Source organism: Paenibacillus sp. FSL M7-0802 (genome assembly GCF_038004945.1).
GTDB classification, from domain to species: domain Bacteria; phylum Bacillota; class Bacilli; order Paenibacillales; family Paenibacillaceae; genus Paenibacillus; species Paenibacillus polymyxa_B.
Genome location: NZ_JBBOSD010000001.1, coordinates 2,467,880 through 2,489,165 on the forward strand (window position 1 = coordinate 2,467,880; position 21,286 = coordinate 2,489,165).

Genomic DNA, 21,286 nt, shown 5'->3' on the forward strand with positions numbered 1-21,286 from the left:
CCAGTTACTCTACCGGAGGCAGCTTATTTAGTTTTTGCTGTGGTCGAGTTGGAATATACTCCTCAACTCTTCTCACATCTTGAGCATAATTTTAAATTATACAGGATAATCCAAAGGTTTATCCCAGGATCTATTCTAGCTAGAGGGGCTATTCAAATTTAGAGAGGGATTTTCTCGATCTAGAAAAAGTTCATATTCAGGTTGTGTAGTTACAGTCCCCAACTCCTATATAAGTGTAGGGGATAATCGAGCAAAGTACATGAATTGAAAAAATTTTATGTATTCGCATTTTTCACGATTGGTTGTAATTCACAGCCTTAAATCACCTACATAAGTGAGAGGGAATTGAAGACTAACATCAAAGAATGTGGAGCCATTTAGATGTTAGCGACTCCATCAAATCCACTCTCAACTAAACTAATGGAGGCGTTTAACAATGGGTTATCACATTATTGCTAATTTTCCATCTAATCGAGATTACAAAGGAACACTGAAAGTTTATAATGATAGTGGCAGTTTGGTATTTGGACCTGTAGAAGCTTTAGGCCGTGGATCAAATGATGCAAAAAACGGTCAGGATCATACGAACTGGAGACTTAAATATGCAGACATTCCTACGGGTGTCGCGAAAACAATTGTTTATGCTAAAGGTGATTCTGACTACTCTTATGGTCCTTATAAGCGTGTGTGGCTGAATCAAGCGGTAAGTGGAAACTTCCTGACTGCTACAAATAATGGCCGCGACGAAATTATGATTCATGGCGGAGACCCTGCTAAGAGCACATCTTTAACATGGTATCCTTTGCGTCCAACATACGGTTGCATTAGACTTACTAACAGCGATCAAAGAGCACTAATTCAAGTTCTTGAGCAAAACGGTAGTTCTGGTAAGATCACAATAAGCGAAAGCTAAAAAATTAAGAGCGGAGGTAAAACTCCGCCCTTTTTTGTATTAATTTGATTTGTATTTATCAAGTTTGAACCATTGTTGAAATTCTCTCTGGCTAATTTTTTTAACAGGTTTCACTTTTTTGCTGTCCATTGAGTATCTGTATAATTTCTTTTGGTCAGATGGATACTCACTTATATAGTCTAAATTTTTCCCATTTTTATGCCATAAAATCAGACTTGTGCTGATGTAATCCGTTTCCCTAGGAAGATATATAAAGGCATCCTTATTTGTGTTATATATAGCTATGGAGCTGCTTGATGTATCACCGTACGAAAAGGCAATTTGATCTTCTTTAGGTGACCAGTTATAAGCAGTAATTGATTCTATATTTTTTTTGCCTTTAGCCTTTAAAAGATCATTTACAATGGTAGATTTTCCGGTTTTAAGATTGATCAGTAGTAACGTATCTCCTGCACTCCGCTGTGCCTGTATAGCCAACCATGTATTAGAAGGAGATAATACTGCGCTCGATATATCACGCAGTTTATCATTATATCCATCTGTTTTAATGGTATAACTCTTTTCTCCTTTTTTGATCGTTATTGATGTAATAACACTTTTCTCAGAACTTGGTGCATTTTCTAGCTCAATTTTTTTTGCCACTAACGAAATGTTGTTCTCCTTCCAAATCAACTGATTTGGGGTCTCGCTCTTTTTAAACTTAGTTATGGACTGATACACAGATGGATTTACAGCATTAACTGAACTTTGAACATACGTATTAGGGCGTAATGTACTATTAGCATTGGCAATAGAAAAACCACTTACACTTCCCACAAGCACTACACTCGACAGGAAAGCAGTAGCGTATTTTAATCTTAGATTTTTCATTTTAATTGCTCCTTTGTAAAAAAATTATTGTTCTACAGGTCTTGATCCAAGGTTTTCCTAAAACTATATCTATATACATAGACGTGAAAATCGTGAATTTGTTTCTTGTTTATTGAAAATAATTACATAACAATTGGAAAACGTTAAGGCAAGGGTGATACTTTCGCCCGCTCTAGCAGACCATCCCAAGTCAAACATTCCGCCATAAGGTTGGACGACATTGGGGCTGGCAAGCGCGCTTTCACGGGATTACAGACATACCGACTCCATGCGTAAAGAAAAAAGCTGAGCAACCGCCCAGCCTTACCGTTACTTATCTAGTTTAGTAAAATCCATATCCACAATCACAATCTGTTTAACACAATCAGGAAAAGCACATTGACTCCCTGACTTCAAATAAAGTTCTCTAAGTACACCAGTTATCGGCTGTAGCCTTTTCACCTTGGACATTTTCCACTTCTGTTGATTTTGCAGAACGAGCCCTACAAAGTCAACTTTTAATCTGTGCAGCAGGTACAATTCGGTATAATCCTGAAGTCTCGCCAGCCGCGGGACGTAATTCCTGGATGAACCAGCCTAACGACAGCACTCCCTCCAGCCGATCATACTCAGCCTTCGTCAGTTCGGATGTAACAGCTTCGCTTCCTTCCTCCAGTGACAGCTCAGGCTCCCGCCCGAACGCAACGGCAATCCACGAACGGATGCCCCGGATCGTATTGTACTTGATCTGATATCCGTCCGTTACCGCGCTGACAAACACCTCCGGCTCTTTGGACGCCAGTCCGGTGACAAGCTCTGTATAATCAAAATCGGATGGTCCGTCCGTTGGCAGCTCATTTTGCTGCACCCGACGGATTAATTCCTCTTGGGACCAGCCTAAAGAGCGTAATGATTCCAGCAAGAGCGCGTCCCATTGGGAAATACGTACTCTTTTTGTCGATTCAGTCATCGTTTTTTACCTCCTTTGGGTCATACACATCGTACAACCGATCTTAACCCTAACGGTTAACCGGGTATGCTACATAATGGCCGGGACTGATTTCTCTCAACTCGGTTGCACTGTTGTTATCCTTGTCCCATACTAATGAGCCGTCTGGTTGGGCCAAGCCTCCCCCCAGTCCCTCCCGCTCTCCGACTGCTCTCGGATCGGGCACAGGGATGGAGGACAGCAGCGCCTGCGTATAAGGGTGAGCGGGCTGCTCATACAACTCATCTGCATCAGCTACTTCTACCAGTCGTCCATGGTACATCACACCGATTCGGTCTGAAATATGCCGCACCATCGACAAGTCATGGGCGATGAACAGGTACGTCAGCCCGAACTCCTGCTGAAGATCCTCCAGCGTGTTAATGACCTGCGCCTGGATGGACACATCCAGTGCCGAAATCGGCTCGTCACAGACGATAAACTCGGGGTTCACGGAGAGAGCACGAGCGATGGAAATCCGCTGGCGCTGCCCGCCGCTGAACTCGTGCGAGTAGCGATACAGATGTTCCCGCTTCAGCCCTACCTTTTCAAGCAAAGCCACTACAGCATCCTTACGCTCACTCCCCTGATGCAATCTGTGAATATCCATCGGCTCACCGATCAGGTCAAGCACGTTCATACCCGGATTAAGAGAGGAATATGGGTCCTGAAAAATGCTCTGAATGCGCCGACGCAGCGGCTTGAGCTGTTTGTCGTTCAGCTTGGAAATATCCTGACCGTCAAAGCGTACCGTACCTTCTGTATAATCGTATAACCGTGTCAGACAGCGTCCAACCGTTGATTTCCCACTACCTGACTCACCAACCAGTCCGAACGTCTCACCACGCTTGATTTGAAAGCTCACGCCATCCACCGCCTTGAGCACCTCAGAGCTACGCCCTAACAAATCCTTTGCGGTCACAAAATGCTTCTTAAGCTGGTGTACCTCTACCAAGGGCTGATGCTCATCCAATACATCGTTTGCTTCACTCACCGTTATTCCCCCCTTCCGCTTGCCCCGCTTCGGGCATCTCGTAGACTCCAGCAGGCACTGCGTCCGGCTCGTTCAACCAGCAGGCTGCTCGCTGATCCGGGCGCAGCTCCACCATCGGCGGCCGCTCCACACAGCGGGCAAACGCATGCGGGCACCGTTCCATGAACGGACAGCCCGATGGCGGGTTCAGCAGGTCTGGCGGCGTGCCCTCAATCGGCACCAGCCGCTCGCGGAAGCCGTTCGTGCGCTGGGGCACAGAACGCAGCAGGCCCTGCGTATACGGGTGGCCCGGACGATAAAAGATATCGTCCACGCGCCCCTCCTCCATCACCATACCGCCGTACATGACGATGACACGGCTACACACCTGGGCGACGACGCCCAGGTCATGGGTGATCAGAGCAATCGACATGTCGGATTGCTGCTTCAGCGTCTTGAGCAGCTCCAAGATTTGCGCCTGAATCGTCACGTCCAGCGCTGTAGTCGGCTCATCTGCAATCAGCAGCTCCGGGCTGCACGAGAGCGCCATGGCAATCATCACCCGCTGGCGCATCCCGCCACTGAATTGATGCGGGTATTGGTTCATTCGGCGCTCCGGCTCGGTAATGCCTACTTGTCGCAGCAGTTCTACAGCTGCTTGCGTAGCCGCTTCCTTGCTCAGTCCTCGATGTCTGCGGATCACCTCAACCAGGTGATAGCCAACCTTTTTGACCGGATTCAGTGAGGTCATCGGGTCCTGAAAGACCATCGCAATCTGGTTTCCGCGTATTTTGCGCCATTGCTTTTCCGTCAGAGCGGTCAGACTTTGTCCCCGATAACGGATATCGCCGCTCAGCCGCTTGCCCGGCGGGGCGATCATCGACATGATCGCTTTCGCTGTAACACTTTTGCCGCTGCCGGATTCTCCTACGATTCCTACCGTTTCTCCAGCATCAATATGAAAACTAACCCCTCGAACTGCCTGATTTTCCCCTTCACGAGTGAAAAAGGAGACTTCCAGCTGTTCGACGGACAGTAGATGTTCTGTCATTGTGTTTTCGCTCCTTCCTGTCGCTCCTGGAGCCATTTGTAATGGATCTGTGCTATGAATCATCGTTTTACTAATTTGGGTTCAAAGCCTACACGAAGCACATCCCCCAAAACATTAAAGCTCAACACAGTCAGTAAAATAAGTAGACCCGGGAATAATGCCATATATGGGGCCTGTGCAATATATCCTTGGGCATTATTCAGCATACTGCCCCACGTAGCATTCGGCAGCTGAACACCAAAGCCGAGGAAGCTCAGTGACGATTCCATCATAATCGCTGAAGCGATATTGTTCGTCGCCCCTACGATAATTACCGGAATCAGATTCGGTACGATGTGCTTCATAATAATACCAAACGTACTTTGTCCCGAAGCTTTGGCGTATAGTACATACTCCCGTTCGCGCAACGTCATTGTCTCTGCACGAACCACCCGGGCAATGTTCATCCACATGAGCAGGGCGATAATGACAATGATATTGCCGACGCCCGGCTTCAAAAACACACTCAGCAGCAAAATAACCAAGAAAGACGGAATCGACATGATCAGCTCCAAAACCCGCATAAGCAGATTGTCGATCCATCCTCCAAAATATCCGCTCACAATACCTACCACTGCACCGATACTGGTCGCAATAATCATGGACGCAAAGCCTACCAGCAATGATACACGTCCACCGTACAGTGCTCTTGTAAAATAGTCCCGCCCATAATCATCCGTCCCAAACCAGTGTGCCGCTCCCGGCGGTTGGAGACGCTCTAGCACGTTCAACTTATTTGGGTCCTGCGGCGATAAAAATGCGAAAATCGCCCCCAGCGAGAATACGATCAATAGTATGAGGGCGACGGCGCCCATTTTGCTCGTCATCAGCTCGATCCCGATGTTGCGCCATTTGCTCCGATTCATGAATTCACCTCGTTGATTTAATTCTCGGGTCCGCAATGCTGTATAAGATATCTGCAAGCAGATTACCCAGGATCAGCAGCAGAGCGGAAAATAAAGTAATCCCCATGATGACGGGATAATCCATCCCTTTCACCGCCGTCATACCCAGCGAGCCAATGCCCGGCCAGGAAAATACTGTCTCCGTCACAATGGCTCCAGCCACCAGGTCCGCAACCGACATTCCGAGCAGCGTAATGATGGGCAATAGCACATGCTTGAGCACATGTCGAAACAAAACCAGTCTTTTTCCAGACCCGAACGCGTATTGAATCTGCACATACTCTTCCTTGAGCTGCGTAATCGTGCTGGAACGGATGTACCTCACATACACAGACAGAAAGCCGAAAGCCAGTACAAAACACGGTAAAATTCCATGCTTAATCACATCCAGCACCGAGTCCGTACCGATGGTACGCATCCCTGTACTCGGAAGCCAGTGCAGATAAATCGCAAACAAATAAATAAGTAAAATACCGAGCCAAAACAGCGGAACAGAAATCCCGATGTACGACATCAGATTAATGAGCTTGTCGATCCAGCGATTCCGATTAGCCGCAGCCGTCAAACCGAGTGGAATTGCAATCAGCACAGCCAGTATGATAGATGCGCCCATTAACCCGGCTGTAGCCGGTAGACGATCGAGAATCTGATCCAGCACAGGCTGGTGATTAATTAGCGAGTAGCCGAGATCACCCGTTAGGCTCTTTTTAAGCCATAATATGTACTGCACATAAGCGGGCTGGTCCAGCCCCAAGCTATGCCTCATTCGTTCAATGTCTTCCAGATGCATATTCGGTGTAACAAAAGAGAGAACCGGATCACCTGGAGCCAGCTTGATCAAGCCGAAGCAGACGATGGACACAAAAAATAGCATCGGTATAACTTGCAGCAACCTTCTGGCGATGAGTTGTCTCATACGTTTCCCTTCCCCTTGCTGTTTTCGAAAAAAATAAGCTGGTTAGCCCAGCTTATTTTTGAAAACCCTGTCTTATTTGTGATAAATTTTGGACAAATCCTCGAAAATCACGACCGGCTTCAACACAGCCTGATCAATACCGCCATACTGCTTGTCGAAGGCTACAATAGTCTTGGTGTAAGCAATCGGGTAGATGACAGCATCCTCAGCCAGCAGCTCTTGTACCTTTTTATAAATTTCTCCACGTTTAGTCGTATCCGACTCACCCGCGCCCTCTTCCAGCAGCTTATCCACTTCTTTATTTGAATAATGCGAATAATTGGAGGACGATCCGGTGCTATACAAAATACGATATGCATCAGGGTCATACCCCATGATATAGCCGCTGATCGCCAGATCGAAGTCCTTGGCATTCGTATCGACGAACTTTTGCGACCATGCCGAGGAATCCATGCTGTTCACGTCCAGCTGAACGCCTATGTCCTTGAACTTCTGCTGGATATAGAGCGCTTGTGCTTCCTGTACCTTGTTGCCGCCCGGAATGATAATGCGCAGCTTCAGTCCTTCAGCTCCAGCCGATTTCAGCAGCTCCTTCGCCTTGTTCACATCATTATTGAAAAATGCAACGTCGTTCGTGTGATACAGTACATCCTGTGTCAGAGCAGATTTCGCAGTATCTGCATAATCCTTGGAGCCATAGGAGACTTGAATCAATTCATCCTGATTCAATGCATAAGAAAGCGCCTGACGTACTTCTTTTTTGTTCAACTGCTTCGTATCACTGTTTTCATTAAACATCAGATAAGCCAAGCGACCTTCGCTGTAAGGGAAAATGTCAAACTTATCTGTTGCTTTAATGGTCTCTACATTTTGCGGATCGAGATAGTTTACATTGATCTCACCATTTTGAAGGGCCAAATTCGCAGCATTCGAATCTTTAACAATCCGGTATGTTACTGAATCCAGATGCGGCTTGCCGCCAACATAGTTATCGAACCGTTCGAGTGTAACGTACTCACCAGTTTTGTACTCTTTAAATTTGAAAGGACCTGATCCAATCGGAGAGTTGTTTTTCGTGCTTTTCTCAATATCCGCTTCATTCTCGAAAATGTGCTTCGGAATCGGGGATACCTGTACCAGTGCTGCCTCAAAAGCAGGAGCTGGCTGAGGAAGCTTGAAATCGACCGTTGTATCATCAACCTTGCTCGCCTGTACCGGTTTGCCATTAACCATAAAATTACTTCTCAAAAAGCTGTGCTGCTTCTCGTCCAAAATTTTGTTAATGGTGAAAACGACATCGTCAGCTGTCAGCTTCTCGCCATCATGCCAAGTCAGATCTTTTTTCAGTTTTAGTGTATAAGTCAGCTTGTCTGCTGAAGGAGTCAGACTGTCTGCCAAATAAAATGTCTTTTTGCCATTGTTCACTTGAAACAATGGTGCGAATATCGCCTGGTCTATCGTCAGACTTACCCGATCACCCGCATAGTTTGGATTCAGCACCACCGGATCAGCTTGTACGCCAATGATCAGGCTGCCGCCATCTTTAGGCTGTCCGTTATCAGCTGTTGTGGTAGCTGTACCGGGCGTATTCCCATTCGTCTCAGACGTAGATCCAGAATTCCCGCCGGAGCATGCACTTACAACCAACATTAATACAATTAATACCAATACACCAGTCAAATTACGACGCATCGCTCTAGCCCCCGTGTCCTCTTAGTATGTAATAAATTTATTATAAATCGGAATAGTCGGATTTACAATCGATCAAAAACTGTTTATTCCCCTTGTCATTAGCATTCCAGACATTATGTGATCGAATCTAGAAAAAAACACCCGGTAAGGGTGTCTTCAGAGTATCCACAAACTGATCAGTGCCAGGATGGCAGGCAGGCCTTGCTTTAATAAAATAGACTTATTAGCAGTTAATGCACCATACAACGCAGCCACTACCACACAAATGACAAAGAATAATTGGATTTGCCGCCCGATCACAGTATCCGGATAGAACAAGCCCCACACCAATCCGGCTGCCAAAAAGCCGTTGTACAGCCCCTGATTTGCAGCCAAGGATTTGCTTGCTTCCGCCAGCTCCTTCGAGGTGCCGAACGTACGCATCGCCCGCGGAGTCGTCCACAGAAACATTTCCAATATTAGAATGTACACATGCTCCAGAGCTACAATTCCGACCAATATTGAACTAAGTAAGCTCAAGTATATTCCTCTTTTCCACATAAAGTTACTATGAGGTGATTTTTAGATCTATTCTCGAAAAGTATAGTTCATCTTCCAAAAACAGTAAAGAGACCGAGCCTAAGGCCCGGCCTCATTTCTACATGAAGCCTTACATCGTTCTTGCAAAATCCAACAAAGATTTGGACATGCTGTTAATCTCGTCCGTAGATGCATTCACTTGCTGCGTTAGCGCGGCTTGTGTCTGTGTCAGCATAGACATATTACCGATATTGTGCAAAATCCGCTCGATGAGTGTCTTCATTTCGTCCAGACTGGTCTCGATATTTCCGGTTGCATCAGCACTGTGAATGGCAAGTTTTCTCACTTCATCTGCGACTACCGCAAAACCCCGCCCCTGCTCGCCCGCACGCGATGCCTCAATGGCAGCATTCAGACCCAGCAGATTTGTTTGATTCGCAATCTCTTTAATGAAGTTGGAAATGTTTTGGGTTTCTTCTGCACTGACTTTGGCTTGATTCGCTGCCTCTGTCGATTGCTCCTGAGCCGTTGCCAGCTCCTGCGCCTGGTTACTAACCGAGTTAACGCCGTTCACCATTTCCGTAATGGAATCGGAGAGATGCTGGATTTTGAGCGTAAGCTCATCCGCGACAGCCTGCTTCTCCTTTTCCACTGTGATATCACGAATGGTCCCGGCAATACGAATAGGCACTCCCTTGCTATCGCGTATGCTTCTTCCACTGTTTTGATACCAGCGATATTCACCATTTTTACTTTGCAAGCGACACACCATGTCATATGGCGTACGATCTGAATAGTCATTTAAATGATCAACTACAGCCTTAAACGCATGCTCGGCATCGTCAGGATGTATACGCGAACTCCAACTGCTTAGTACACTCGGGAAGTCCTGCTCATCCTTAAAGCCCAAGGTGTGGCGGAATTGCTGGGACCACCAAAATATATTATCCGGGTTCTCAATGTCTCCATCAGCCAGAATGACATCATATGGAGCTTCCACCAAAACACGATTGATGAGATCATATCTTGTAACTAGAGCCTGCAACTCCTCGGACTTAATCTTCTGGTCGTGCACATCCAATAGAGCACCCGCAATTCGAAGCGGCACTCCCTGCTGATCGCGGATCGTCGTTCCGGTAGCCCGGAACCAGCGGTATTCTCCATGCTTCAGCTTCAAACGATACTGTACGTCATAAGGCGTCTTGCCCGTAAAATCCAGCAAATGATCTGACAAAGCTGCCAATGACCTGTCATGATCTTCGGGGTGCAGCCGGGATGCCCAGCTGTTTAATACATTGGGGAAGTCCTTTTCGCTCTGATACCCCAGCATAGCACGAAATTCTTCTGACCATGTGAACGTATTACTTGGATTGACGGGATCACCCGCAACTACCTCCATGTCCCATAAGCCAATCTCTATAGCCTTGGTAACAAGCTTCAGACGGATGTCAACATGTTGAGCATCCTTTTTCATGGACTCAAGCGCTTGGTTTACATTGTTTGCGATTTCTTGAACCTCGGAAGATTTGGATGAAACTTGTATTGCGGCGGAATAATCCTTCTGCTGTATTCTTTGTGAAAGCTTGCGGCTTTCTTCTACTAAAGGAGCAAGTGAGTGGGTCTCATTTTTTTTAAGAAACATATATGCTCTTCCCTTCTAAGCCAATATATAAAACGATATAGTTTAATATCGGAATTTTATTAAGAATCATTATAAATAAATTTAAAATTGCATAGGTAATAAGAATCATTTTTATGTCCATATACCTATATATTCATACAAAAACATCGAAAAATGTCGAAAAAGGAAAGGTCTTAATAAGTCTGGAAGCGAAAAGAACACCTTTGCATTACTTCGCAAAAGTGCTCTTTCTGTCAACTATTCAGTTCGTCGCATCTTATTTAATTGAAGCAACGTATTCTTCGCCCTTTTCTTTATCATATTGGCCTTCCCATTTGGACATGACCACAGCGGCAAGCGAGTTGCCTAATACATTGACTACCGTACGCGCCATATCCAGAATGCGATCAATACCAGCGATAAAAGCCAAACCCTCCAGCGGGAGATTCACTGCTCCAAGTGTAGCAAGCAAAACGACAAAGGAAGCACCTGGCACCCCTGCAATACCTTTGGATGAAATAATCAAAACTAGCACCAGCGTGATTTGTGTCGTGATTGGCAGGTCAATGCCGTACATTTGGGCAATGAAAATCGCAGCCAGTGCCTGATACAGGGTGGAACCGTCCAGATTAAAAGAATACCCAATCGGAATGACAAAGGAAGTAATTCCTTTAGGACATCCGAACTTCTCCATCTTCTCCATGATCTTAGGCAGAACACTTTCCGAACTGGCCGTCGAATATGCAAGCAACAGCTCACTTTTCAAAATTTTAATCATGGTCCAGAGACGGGTACCGCAAAGCTTGGCGATAATTCCGAAAACAATCACAATGAACAGCGCCATGGAGCCGTACACCGACAAAACAAGCTTCAATAATGGCCATAACGACGCCAATCCAAACTTGGCCACTGTCGTTCCAATCAGTGCGAATACTCCGAACGGAGCCAGGCGCATGACCTGATTGGTTACCCAGAACATGGCGTCGGCTACGCCTTCAAAGAAATTCAGCACGGGCTTGCCCTTGTCACCAATCGCCGCTACCCCTAGTCCAAACAGTACGGAGAAGAATATAATAGCCAGCATATCTCCCTCGCCCAGAGCTTGAATAATATTGGTAGGAACAATATGCACAATCGTATCTATAAAGCTATGGCCTGACTTCTCTGCAGTCTCCACATAGGAATGAATATCACTCTTGGCCAGGTGGGACATATCCACGCCGTCACCCGGTCGAACCAAGTTGGCAACAAGCAGTCCGAAAAGGATGGCGATTGTCGTTACAATCTCAAAGTACAGAATAGACTTGCCGCCAAGTTTACCTAGTTTTTTCATGTCTCCCACGCCGGCAACGCCGATAATGAGCGTTGAGATCACAATAGGCACGACAATCATCTTGATCAAGCGGATGAAAATATCGCCGATTGGCTTTAAGTAGACTTCCACCCCTGAATTGCCGTAAAATAAGGCACCAATAATAATACCTAAAGCCAGACCGATAAAGATTTGCATCGTCAAATTAATCTTTTTCACTTCGTGTCCCCCCTGGCTGATTTGTATATTTTTGCAGTATGCTGTTCTTAATATTCAAATGATGTTATTTATACTACAATCTGATCTATAAAAAACGACAATTATCTACAGCCACATTTATTTTTTTCTATAAATTCACAAACTTTAACGGCGAGCCTGTGAATTTAGCTCACATTGCCTTTCTGACTGAATACCCAGGAGGTGAATATGGATGAAGTTGAATACGCTCCTTTTCCTGCTCATGCTTGTATTTGTACCGCTCGCAGGTGAGCTGAATATTCACCCGTTCGCTAATACATTCCGTCTCAGCTTTGGTACGCCTGTATTTTTTTTCTTTCTGTTATCTATTCGTCATATTCCGCCTGCATTATCAGGAGTGCTTGCAGGGATAGCGGTAGTCGCCTTTCGCATCTTACTCAATCATTACACTCAGCCCGGTCTTCCCTTCGAAGAGTTGCTGACACTGCACGGCCCTACCTTTTTTTATTACATGGTCTACGGGCTGCTCTTCCAGGTCCTTAACATTAATGCTGAGCCTTACCGCGCGCTCCGCGTGGGCATCCTCTCTGTAGGGATTGAGGTTGCCGCAAGTGTGTCGGAACTTAGCGTCCGGTGGAGCATTGACGGCGATTTCTGGGACATCATTAAGATCAGCAAAGTAGCTTTCATGGCTATGATCCGCAGCTTCTTCGTGCTTGGGTTTTATAATATGATTCGGTTAAATCAATCGGTTCAGCATGAAGAGGCACAAAGGCAGCAGACAGAGCGAATTTTACTCCTTGTATCGGACTTGTATGAGGAGTCGGTCCAGTTAGGCAAAACACTATCACATGCAGAACAAATCACTCGTGAAAGCTACGAGCTGTACCGTGAGCTACAGCAGGATGAATCTCTGAAGGATAGAGAACATTACGCCAGACAGGCACTTCGTATTTCCGGACAGGTTCACGAGATTAAAAAAGACAGCCAGCGGATTTTTGCTGGTTTGTCCAAGCTGATTGATGCCGAAAGCGGAGTCCATTACATGGCTTCTCAAGAGCTTGGGGAGCTAATCATCCGAACGAACAGCAAATATGCCCAATCGCTGGACAAGTCTATTCGTTTTACCCTAGATGTCGATCCTTTGTTACCCAAGCTACATGTTTATACCGTTTTGACACTTATTAATAACCTGACAGCCAATGCGGTTGAAGCAATGAGGGACAACGGAAGGATTGACGTTTCCATTCGTTGTCTCCCGGGAAAAGAGGATATAGCCTCCTTTAGTGTTACCGACAACGGTCCGGGTATTCCTCAGCGGAAACGGGAAATGGTCTTCACACCGGGGTATACGACCAAGTATGATGAGGAAGGACAGCCGTCGACCGGTATGGGATTGTTTTATGTGCGTGAGGTCGCGGAGAGCCTTGAAGGAACGATTGAACTGCAACAGGATGAAGAAGAGAATACAGATAGATTACAGACCACTTTTAGAATTACATTGCCTTTACGGAAACTGACGGAGAAAGGAAGATAGCCCGGATGCGTTTTTATATTGTGGATGACGATCAGGGAATTCGTTCTATGCTGGCAGATATTATTGAAGACGAAGGTCTAGGGGAAGTCATCGGGGAAGCAGAGGATGGTACCTACGTGAATAGCGGCCTCCTGGAGTTGAACCGGATTGATGTATTGCTGATTGACCTGCTGATGCCGCTTCGTGACGGCATTCAGACCGTGCGTGCACTCGGCGATCAATTCAGCGGCAAAATCATTATGATTTCTCGCATCGAATCCAAAAACATGATCGGCGAGGCGTACTCGCTCGGTATTGAATATTATGTGGCCAAGCCTTTGAATCGACTGGAGATTATTGCAGTTATTCATAAGGTGGCTGAGCGTCTGCGCATGCAGCAATCGATTACGGATATCCAGCGCACGCTTCAAGGGTTGTCGATGTTCACATCGAATAACCCAACGGCAACAATTGAACCGACCCGAAACATCGTAACTTCCGGGCAGTTTCTGCTCTCTGAAATGGGGATGATCGGGGAAGCCGGGAGTATGGATCTACTGGACATGCTGGAATTTCTGGACCAGTATGAGGAGGAAACAGGCAATCTATCTCCCTATCTGTTCCCGCCGTTGAAGGATATATTTGCCAATGTGGCGTCCAAACGGTTGGGGGCTTCAGCCTCAGCAGTAGAGCTGAGTAAGGAAATCAAAGCATCGGAGCAACGTGTCCGCCGCGCTATTTTCCAGACGCTAAGCCATATAGTATCGCTCGGATTGACCGACTATACGCATCCTAAATTTGAAAATTATGCATCCAAATTTTTTGATTTTACAGAAATCCGCAAAAAAATGCTGGAGCTGCAAAACAATGTGGAGCCTTCACTGTCCCAAGCCCGCATTAATACGAAAAAGTTCGTACAGGTGCTCTATATGGAAGCAAAACGGCTATTACACTAAGCATTTTGCATAAATCCCAAGAGTATTCACAAATCAGCAATATATAGATCGGAACGGGTTAGTCCGTCTAAATATTGTACCTTCGAGCGTTGGGAATCGAATTATGCAAACTGCTGACATTAAAAGAAAAGCACCTGCATCTCCCCATGTATCTATTACTCGGAGATAAAACAGGTGCCCATCGTTGATGATTCGATATCCCTTTAGTCCAGACTCTTGTCCTGCCACTCCATAGTTTCCAAGAGATCTACACCATCGGACAGCAGACGTTTCAAGACATTCAGTTCTTCCGAGCTATAACGATTTAAAAATTCAAATAACTGCTGCTGTACCTTAACATGCAGTCGTTCATGCACAAGAAAGAGTCTTTTCCCCAACGGGGTTAACCGAAAATAAATTTCTTTCTTGTTGTCGTTAAGCTGGGTTCTGCGAATCCAGCCTTCCTTGATCAGCTTGGTGCTGACTTTCGAAACTGTACCCTTGCTCAGCTCAATTCGATCCGCTAATGTCGTAACATTAATCGGCTCATGCCTCCCGATACAGTCAATGACGTGCACATCCGTCAGATTGAGCGAAGCAATTCCATCAAAATGCTCGTGGATTTCTTCGAGAATAGTCATGCTCTCTCTCTGCTGATGCTGCTCCAGCTGGTGATTCATCTTAATGAGCAAATCATAAACATGCTGAACTGATGTCGCTTTCTCCATACGAACAAATGGTCACTCCTTTGGCATACTCCTCCTTTCATTATAGCCCATTTTTGTTTCATAGAAAACAATATATGTATACGAAAAGCTCCCCTTTAACATTTCCGTATATATACAAAATATATCTAGTGTAGATACTTTGTTTCCCTTGAAACAATTTTATTTTAGTGAAATTGAGAATGATTATCAACCCTTTTTTAAAAGTTATTTCTGTTTCACTCCAAACTAAGTAGGTATTTTCATTTTGAAAAATATAATTGTATAATCGTAAAATGAGAATAAGCTAGAAACAAGTTCTCCATAGAAGGGATGATGATACATGTCGGATGCAAACCAATTATTCGGTCAAGCACTGGTTAAATCACTGGTCGGGGAACGTGGACATATTCGAGTAGCTCGGGCTTTACCAGACATCGACGTCGAGCTGGCAGGGAAGAAAAATGCAGAAATGCCTTACAGCATTTACCAACTGCTGAAGCATATGATTTACTGGCAGCAATTTATGTTGGAGCATTTGGAAGGACGGAAGCCCCAGCTTCCGGGGAATGTCATGGAAAGCTGGCCCGAAGAGACTGGACCGCAAAGCGAAGAGGCATGGCAGGCTGTTATTAATGAATTTTTACAGGGCGTGGATCAGGCTGTGCAGATTGCCGAAACCGCGCAACTGGATGATTCACTAGCTCATTTCCCAGGTGAAACGAAAGCAGGACTTCTGCGGAATATCGCTTCCCACAATTCATATCATTTGGGTGAAATCGTACTGCTACGCCGGATTTATGGAGCTTGGCCACCACCAGGAGGCGGCTTTCCCGCTTAAGGCAACACCACGCTCTAATCAAGATTTCCCCCATCCGCTGCTTCATACCTCCATCATTGCATTGGGATTTAGGCACCACGAGGAACTCGCTTGCGTACCCTATATGGGAACCCGCTAACTCGACCTGAAGCCGTTTATCCGTAATCAGGTGCAATCCGAATAACGGTTCCCATGATGCAAGATCAAAGAGAGGTTTCGAGGTTATGGTGAGACACTTATATTTAAATCGTAATATCGCCTGTATGATCGTGATCAGCCTTATTGCTAACATGAGTGGGAGTATGATCCTTCCACTCTTTGCTATTTATGTAGAGCAATTCGGGATATCTACACTCGGCATGAGTATTTTATTTTCTCTGTTTTATGTGGGAAGATTTCTTGGTGGAGGCATGGCAGGACGAATTTATGAAAAGATTGGCGCAAAACGCTTGGGGTTGAGCCTACTCATTGCCGAAATCGCTTGTATGCTCCTGTTTCCGATTGCAACAAGCTTCATCATTCTATCCATACTGAGACTCCTCCAAGGCTTGGTAGCTATAGGGCTAACCGTCTTTGTAAGAGTCACGATCAACCATATGAGCACCGCAGAGAATCGAGGCACGCTCAATGGATATATCAGCAGCAGTGAAGGTGCCGGTATGATTTTAGGGCCTCTTATGAGTGGAGCTATTGTTTCTTATTTTTCTTTATCCATTCCGTTTTATTTCGTTGCTATTTTCTCATGTATATCCTTCGTTGCCGTTTCAAGAATGACTTTCCTCAGTTCTCCCTTAAAGCCACAAGAACAGCATTCGCCCCCTCTGAAACCCAAAGGAAAAACCATGTTAACGAAACCGTTACTTGTCTATTCTACCGTTCATTTTCTTGAAATGAGTGCATTCGCTATATTTTTAACGTACTTCTCTGTATATGCAACCTACAAGCTCCATTGGAGTCCCGCAGAAATTAGCTTAGCTTTTACAATTATCGGCATATCAACCTTCATATCAGCACCCTTTATTGGCAAAATATCTGATCTACTTAAGGATCGCTTGATGCTTTGTATCATCGGTCTATTGTTGATCATGGTGGAAATCATCTTATTTCTTTGGTTCACAGAACCATGGATCGTATACTTAGCGATGTTCATCGGAGGTATAGGAGGAGCCAGCTATCTGGATTCCTTTTACTCGCAACTAGGGGATGTTATTCCTGAGGAAAATAGAAGCTCATTTATCGGCAACGTCGTATCTTTGTCCGAATTGGGGGCCATTGTGTCTCCGATCATCGCAGGTGCACTCATGGAACGGTTTAGCATCAACACTCCCTTTTACTACAATTTGATTTTGGTGTTGATCGCTATAGTTATCCAATATGTCATTCGATTTAAGTCGAAATCTATAAGAAAAAGGCCAATTGCATAAGCAACTGGCCTCCTTTCTTCTCATCACAGCTCCAACTCAACTGCAACCCCAAAATGATCCGATACAACTGGTCCTGTTTTTCCGTTCAGTACAACGGTTGAGGATTGTACCTGTGCAGCCTTATTGGAGAAGATAAAGTCAATGCGGAGCGGCTCCGCATTACTTTCCCAGCCAGCAATAGCTTTAATCACCGTGTGGCCTTCATCACGTACTGCTGCATTCGGATAGGTGTCCGACCAGCCGGATTGCAGTACATAGTCATATCCTTCTCCGCGTACTTCAGCCGCGTTGTTGAAATCACCCATCATGAACACAGGAGTCGGAGCAAAAGAATTTAGCACTTTTGTTGTACGATCCCATAGTCCACGGAAGGATTCTTCATCATTCCACCAGTTATAATGTCCACTTACAAACCAGGTCTGCACTCCGCCCACCACAGTTTGAATGCCGACAATTTTACGCGAGCGGTAGTTGTCATAATCCTGTAGCGAGGAAACATATTCGTTCACCGTAGCTGTAATTGGTGTTTTGGACAGAATCGCCAAACCCTCGTCGTATTTGGCAAAACCAACATGCGCGGGAGCCCACGTCCAATGATAGCTATCAGACAATAGCCCGTTCAGCACATAAGCATAGTTATCACGCTTAATGACAACTTCAGGATCTGCGCTATAGTAAGCGCCCAAATCGTCCGGCGACAAAGGAGTCTCTTCCATGGACTGGTTCACTTCCTGCAAAGCAATGACATCAAACTGCTGTTCATCAATAAAAGCAGCCAGTTGCTTTAGCTTATCGTGCTGGTTTTCTTCCATCCAAGCATGTGCATTTAAGGTTAACAACTTCAAAGTAATCACCTGTTGAGTATGTCTTGTATATCTGATTTAAGCACATCGGCCTTCGGTCCGTAAACCGCCTGCACCCCATTATCTACTTTTATCAAGCCCAAGGCACCCAGCGCTTTCCACGTCTTTTCGTCCCCAACGGCATCTGTATCCTTCACCGTCACACGCAGACGGGTCATGCAAGCGTCCACCTCGACAATGTTCTGCTCACCCCCAAGCGTCTTGATGATATCCGTAGCCAGTTGATTTTGAGTGGAAACAGCTGCCACACCTTCTGTCTTCGTATTCCCCACCTCGGAAGTGCCCTGAGGCTCCTCATCCGTATAGTTCCCCAGTCTTCCCGGCGTAGCCATTTTGAATTTACCGATCATAAAATAAGCGATAAAGTAGGTTGCTACCGCAAACACCACACAAGTCAGCACGAAGTTAATAATATCCTGCACCAAACCCGCATTTATAGACAACGGCAATCGGGTCAGCAGTTCAATCATACCAAACGAATGTAAACGCAAATGTATGATGTCGGCCATTCCGAACGCAATACCGGTAAGAACAGCATAAACCACATACAGCACAGGTGCTACGAACATAAACATGAATTCCAGTGGCTCCGTTACCCCTGTTAAAAAGACAGCTGCGGCTGCCGAAAAGATCATCGACTTGTACTTGCTGCGTTTATCTTTGTCTACACGGCGATACATAGCCACCGCTAGTCCCATAAGGATTCCTGCTCCACCGATCATTTGTCCTACCTTGAAGCGGGCAGGCGTCACGCCTTCCAACAAGCTATTGTAGGCTGTCGGATCGGTACCACGAAGCGCACTCAGGTCACTTGCCCAAGCCAGCCACAGCGGGTCTTGCCCGGCAACGACGCTTCCTGCCCCGGAACCCGTAAGTGTCGTGTAAACGCCACCAAGTTGAGTATAGTTAATAGGAACAGTCAGCATATGGTGAAGTCCAAAAGGAATCAGTAGTCTTTCCAGTGTACCATAGACAAATGGCGCTACAAAAGGAGCCGACTCTCCCGAAGTCGCCAACCAAATACCGAACTGATTAATCCCCCCCTGAACAAATGGCCAGATGGCAGACATGATCAAACTTACGATGACAGACCATAAAATCACGACAAAAGGAACAAAACGTTTACCGTTAAAAAAGGCTAAAGCGTCTGGCAGCTTACGGTAATTGTAGTACTTGTTAAATACCACGGCCCCGACAAATCCGGAGATGATACCGACAAACACACCCATATTAAGTGCAGGCGCCCCTAAGACAGAGGTAAAATAGCCACTAACCGGAATGGATGCACCAAAAAGAGTGTGGGTGGTGGCACCTTCCTGGGTTAGCATTTTCGAGGACACACCCAAAATCGTTCCTGTTGAAATATTAATGAGAATAAAGGCAATTAAGGCAGCAAAAGCCCCGCCCGCTCGTTCCTTAGCCCAGGAACCACCAATCGCCACTGCAAATAGAATGTGTAAATTATTGATAATACCCCAACCCAAATTCTCCATGACCCCGCCGACAGTCAACCAGAAATGGATATCGCCAGCCAACATCGCCACTACTTTACCGAGCGAAATCATAATCCCTGCTGCCGGCATGACAGCAACAACCACTAGCAGTGCTTTCCCGAGCTTTTGCCAAAAATCAAATGATAGAAGTTTTTTCATGCTCCTTCAATCTCCATCCCTTATAGTATGTACAGCGTTGTTCGTACCCTATAAACATTATGCAATCGGTTGCACAATTATTATAATGATATCGCTTTCTATTGGCAATACCCTAATTGTAAATATCTTGGTTAATGATGATGTAAAAACTCGAAAAAGCCGCGAATTTGTTGATTTTCGAGCAATATCGTATGATAGAACATAATATTTCCTGCTTGAGATAGCAAAAGGAGACGAAGACGATGGCAGTAACCATCAAAGATGTCGCAAAACGTGCTAATGTTGCTACTTCCACCGTATCCCGTGTCATTCAAGACAGCCCCAAAATCAGCGAAGCCACCAAGGCACGTGTCCGTAAAGAAATGAAGGCGCTTGGCTATGAACCCAACTATTCAGCTCAGAGTCTAGCTAACCGTGTCACACAGTCGATTGGCATTATTATGCCTGAATCGGATGTGGCAATCTTTCAAAATCCCTTCTTTCCGGAAAGCCTTCGCGGGATCAGCGAATGGGTGAATGAGCACAACTATACACTGTCCATTGTCACAGGAAAAACGAGTGATGAATTGCTATCCCGCGTGAGGCTGATGAGCCGGACCGGACGTGTTGACGGCTATATTGTTCTGTACTCCAAGCAAAAAGATAGCATCGTGGAGTATCTTCATCAAGAAAAAATACCTTACACCGTAATCGGTAAGCCTCAGCAATTTGTCAGTGAAACTACCCATGTAGACAACGATAACTACCAGGCTGCTAAGGATGTGGTCACTTATTTGACTGGGCTGAATCATCAGCGCATTGCTTATGTTGGCGGTGATCATGAACAGATCGTGAATATTGAAAGACTCCGAGGCTACCAGGATGCGCTGCGAGAGGCGGGCTTGCCTCTACCCAAGGAATACGTGGTCAGGGAGCCATTTAATCTAGAGGACATGCGCACATTATTGCAGGCTACCCCGCCGCCTACCGCGATGATCGTTAGCGACGACCTTGTAGCCATGGCAGTACAGAAAATGCTCTCTCAGCTCGGCGTGTCCATGCCAGAGCAGTTATCCATGGTGAGCTTCAATAATCTAATGCTGGCTGAGCTGATGAATCCCCCTCTCACTTCCGTGGATATTGATATCTTCACTCTAGGTTATCAGGCAGCCAAAAGCCTGATTGAAAAAATCGAAGACCCCAAAGAGTTGACCAAACACATCATTGTTCCCCACCGAATTGTGGAACGCGAGTCCAGCCAGGTACTATGATTCTCTGAGGAATGAACAAGAACTGATTTTGTGGAAACCCATAAAATCAGTTTTTTTGCGTTGACAGGGCAAACGGTTGCACTATATACTGAACTCGCTCATATACTGGTTTCGTTAAAACAACGATCTCATTTTCCGAGAGGGGT

General features: G+C 45.7%; 19 protein-coding genes. 6 read left to right on the forward strand and 13 right to left on the reverse strand.

Features of this window, described 5'->3' with window-relative positions:
• Positions 1-436 precede the first annotated feature (436 nt).
• A complete protein-coding gene (locus MHB54_RS11565; protein WP_023986571.1) occupies positions 437-913 on the forward strand; it encodes a L,D-transpeptidase in 477 nt (158 codons plus the stop codon).
• 39 nt (positions 914-952) lie between these two features.
• Here the strand turns inward: MHB54_RS11565 and MHB54_RS11570 are convergent, their stop codons facing one another.
• From MHB54_RS11570 to MHB54_RS11615, 10 genes are all read right to left on the reverse strand, one after another.
• Entirely contained in the window at positions 953-1,783 is an 831-nt protein-coding gene (locus tag MHB54_RS11570; RefSeq protein ID WP_023986570.1) for a hypothetical protein, read from the reverse strand.
• A gap of 490 nt (positions 1,784-2,273) precedes the next feature.
• Positions 2,274-2,732: a hypothetical protein gene (locus tag MHB54_RS11575; protein WP_023986568.1), complete on the reverse strand. Its 459-nt coding sequence runs from the start codon at positions 2,730-2,732 to the stop codon at positions 2,274-2,276.
• 49 nt (positions 2,733-2,781) lie between these two features.
• Complete coding sequence (locus MHB54_RS11580) at positions 2,782-3,744, reverse strand: ABC transporter ATP-binding protein (RefSeq protein WP_319640919.1); 963 nt, start codon at positions 3,742-3,744, stop codon at positions 2,782-2,784.
• Positions 3,737-4,774, reverse strand: coding sequence for an ABC transporter ATP-binding protein (locus MHB54_RS11585; RefSeq protein WP_071559474.1), 1,038 nt, complete (start codon positions 4,772-4,774; stop codon positions 3,737-3,739). Before MHB54_RS11585 ends, MHB54_RS11580 begins: the two co-directional genes overlap by 8 nt.
• 59 nt (positions 4,775-4,833) lie before the next feature.
• The gene (locus MHB54_RS11590) at positions 4,834-5,679 is read right to left on the reverse strand and encodes an ABC transporter permease (protein WP_013308329.1); all 846 of its coding nucleotides are present in this window, start codon (positions 5,677-5,679) and stop codon (positions 4,834-4,836) included.
• Between the two features lie 4 nt (positions 5,680-5,683).
• Entirely contained in the window at positions 5,684-6,634 is a 951-nt protein-coding gene (locus tag MHB54_RS11595; RefSeq protein ID WP_023986565.1) for an ABC transporter permease, read from the reverse strand.
• Between the two features lie 72 nt (positions 6,635-6,706).
• Complete coding sequence (locus MHB54_RS11600) at positions 6,707-8,326, reverse strand: ABC transporter substrate-binding protein (RefSeq protein WP_068938348.1); 1,620 nt, start codon at positions 8,324-8,326, stop codon at positions 6,707-6,709.
• A gap of 156 nt (positions 8,327-8,482) precedes the next feature.
• The gene (locus MHB54_RS11605; protein WP_023986563.1) at positions 8,483-8,845 is read right to left on the reverse strand and encodes a DUF1304 domain-containing protein; all 363 of its coding nucleotides are present in this window, start codon (positions 8,843-8,845) and stop codon (positions 8,483-8,485) included.
• Positions 8,846-8,975: 130 nt separating this feature from the next.
• Positions 8,976-10,487 (reverse strand): methyl-accepting chemotaxis protein, encoded by a 1,512-nt coding sequence (locus tag MHB54_RS11610; RefSeq protein WP_319640920.1) that lies wholly within the window; start codon positions 10,485-10,487, stop codon positions 8,976-8,978.
• 256 nt (positions 10,488-10,743) lie between these two features.
• Positions 10,744-11,997 carry a cation:dicarboxylate symporter family transporter gene (locus MHB54_RS11615; RefSeq protein WP_023986561.1) on the reverse strand — a complete coding sequence of 418 codons (1,254 nt, stop codon included), beginning with the start codon at positions 11,995-11,997 and terminating at the stop codon, positions 10,744-10,746.
• Between the two features lie 211 nt (positions 11,998-12,208).
• Here MHB54_RS11615 and MHB54_RS11620 point away from each other — a divergent pair, with 211 nt between their 5' ends.
• Both MHB54_RS11620 and MHB54_RS11625 read left to right on the forward strand, forming a co-directional pair.
• Positions 12,209-13,513 carry a sensor histidine kinase gene (locus MHB54_RS11620; RefSeq protein ID WP_264454286.1) on the forward strand — a complete coding sequence of 435 codons (1,305 nt, stop codon included), beginning with the start codon at positions 12,209-12,211 and terminating at the stop codon, positions 13,511-13,513.
• 5 nt (positions 13,514-13,518) lie between these two features.
• Entirely contained in the window at positions 13,519-14,448 is a 930-nt protein-coding gene (locus tag MHB54_RS11625) for a response regulator (RefSeq protein WP_023986559.1), read from the forward strand.
• Positions 14,449-14,651: 203 nt separating this feature from the next.
• Here MHB54_RS11625 and MHB54_RS11630 read toward each other — a convergent pair whose 3' ends face one another.
• Positions 14,652-15,155 (reverse strand): MarR family transcriptional regulator, encoded by a 504-nt coding sequence (locus MHB54_RS11630; protein WP_076265112.1) that lies wholly within the window; start codon positions 15,153-15,155, stop codon positions 14,652-14,654.
• Positions 15,156-15,474: 319 nt separating this feature from the next.
• Here MHB54_RS11630 and MHB54_RS11635 point away from each other — a divergent pair, with 319 nt between their 5' ends.
• Together MHB54_RS11635 and MHB54_RS11640 are read left to right on the forward strand one after the other, a co-directional pair.
• On the forward strand, positions 15,475-15,972 hold the full coding sequence (locus tag MHB54_RS11635) for a DinB family protein (protein ID WP_023986557.1): 498 nt from the start codon (positions 15,475-15,477) through the stop codon (positions 15,970-15,972).
• A 203-nt stretch (positions 15,973-16,175) separates the two neighbouring features.
• Positions 16,176-17,375, forward strand: coding sequence for an MFS transporter (locus MHB54_RS11640; protein ID WP_068938350.1), 1,200 nt, complete (start codon positions 16,176-16,178; stop codon positions 17,373-17,375).
• A 23-nt stretch (positions 17,376-17,398) separates the two neighbouring features.
• Here MHB54_RS11640 and MHB54_RS11645 read toward each other — a convergent pair whose 3' ends face one another.
• On the reverse strand, positions 17,399-18,220 hold the full coding sequence (locus MHB54_RS11645) for an endonuclease/exonuclease/phosphatase family protein (RefSeq protein ID WP_023986555.1): 822 nt from the start codon (positions 18,218-18,220) through the stop codon (positions 17,399-17,401).
• A gap of 5 nt (positions 18,221-18,225) precedes the next feature.
• Complete coding sequence (locus MHB54_RS11650) at positions 18,226-19,890, reverse strand: PTS transporter subunit IIBC (protein WP_023986554.1); 1,665 nt, start codon at positions 19,888-19,890, stop codon at positions 18,226-18,228.
• Between the two features lie 242 nt (positions 19,891-20,132).
• Between MHB54_RS11650 and MHB54_RS11655 the strand changes: the two genes are divergently transcribed.
• On the forward strand, positions 20,133-21,140 hold the full coding sequence (locus MHB54_RS11655; RefSeq protein WP_028541915.1) for a LacI family DNA-binding transcriptional regulator: 1,008 nt from the start codon (positions 20,133-20,135) through the stop codon (positions 21,138-21,140).
• Positions 21,141-21,286: the final 146 nt, after the last annotated feature.

Coding starts and splice junctions, on each gene's coding strand:
- MHB54_RS11565 (WP_023986571.1), top strand. CDS start 437: ATGGGTTATCACATTATTGCTAATTTTCCATCTAATCGAGATTACAAA.
- MHB54_RS11570 (WP_023986570.1), bottom strand. CDS start 1,783: ATGAAAAATCTAAGATTAAAATACGCTACTGCTTTCCTGTCGAGTGTA.
- MHB54_RS11575 (WP_023986568.1), bottom strand. CDS start 2,732: ATGACTGAATCGACAAAAAGAGTACGTATTTCCCAATGGGACGCGCTC.
- MHB54_RS11585 (WP_071559474.1), bottom strand. CDS start 4,774: ATGACAGAACATCTACTGTCCGTCGAACAGCTGGAAGTCTCCTTTTTC.
- MHB54_RS11590 (WP_013308329.1), bottom strand. CDS start 5,679: ATGAATCGGAGCAAATGGCGCAACATCGGGATCGAGCTGATGACGAGC.
- MHB54_RS11595 (WP_023986565.1), bottom strand. CDS start 6,634: ATGAGACAACTCATCGCCAGAAGGTTGCTGCAAGTTATACCGATGCTA.
- MHB54_RS11600 (WP_068938348.1), bottom strand. CDS start 8,326: ATGCGTCGTAATTTGACTGGTGTATTGGTATTAATTGTATTAATGTTG.
- MHB54_RS11610 (WP_319640920.1), bottom strand. CDS start 10,487: ATGTTTCTTAAAAAAAATGAGACCCACTCACTTGCTCCTTTAGTAGAA.
- MHB54_RS11620 (WP_264454286.1), top strand. CDS start 12,209: ATGAAGTTGAATACGCTCCTTTTCCTGCTCATGCTTGTATTTGTACCG.
- MHB54_RS11625 (WP_023986559.1), top strand. CDS start 13,519: ATGCGTTTTTATATTGTGGATGACGATCAGGGAATTCGTTCTATGCTG.
- MHB54_RS11630 (WP_076265112.1), bottom strand. CDS start 15,155: ATGGAGAAAGCGACATCAGTTCAGCATGTTTATGATTTGCTCATTAAG.
- MHB54_RS11635 (WP_023986557.1), top strand. CDS start 15,475: ATGTCGGATGCAAACCAATTATTCGGTCAAGCACTGGTTAAATCACTG.
- MHB54_RS11640 (WP_068938350.1), top strand. CDS start 16,176: ATGGTGAGACACTTATATTTAAATCGTAATATCGCCTGTATGATCGTG.
- MHB54_RS11650 (WP_023986554.1), bottom strand. CDS start 19,890: ATGAAAAAACTTCTATCATTTGATTTTTGGCAAAAGCTCGGGAAAGCA.
- MHB54_RS11655 (WP_028541915.1), top strand. CDS start 20,133: ATGGCAGTAACCATCAAAGATGTCGCAAAACGTGCTAATGTTGCTACT.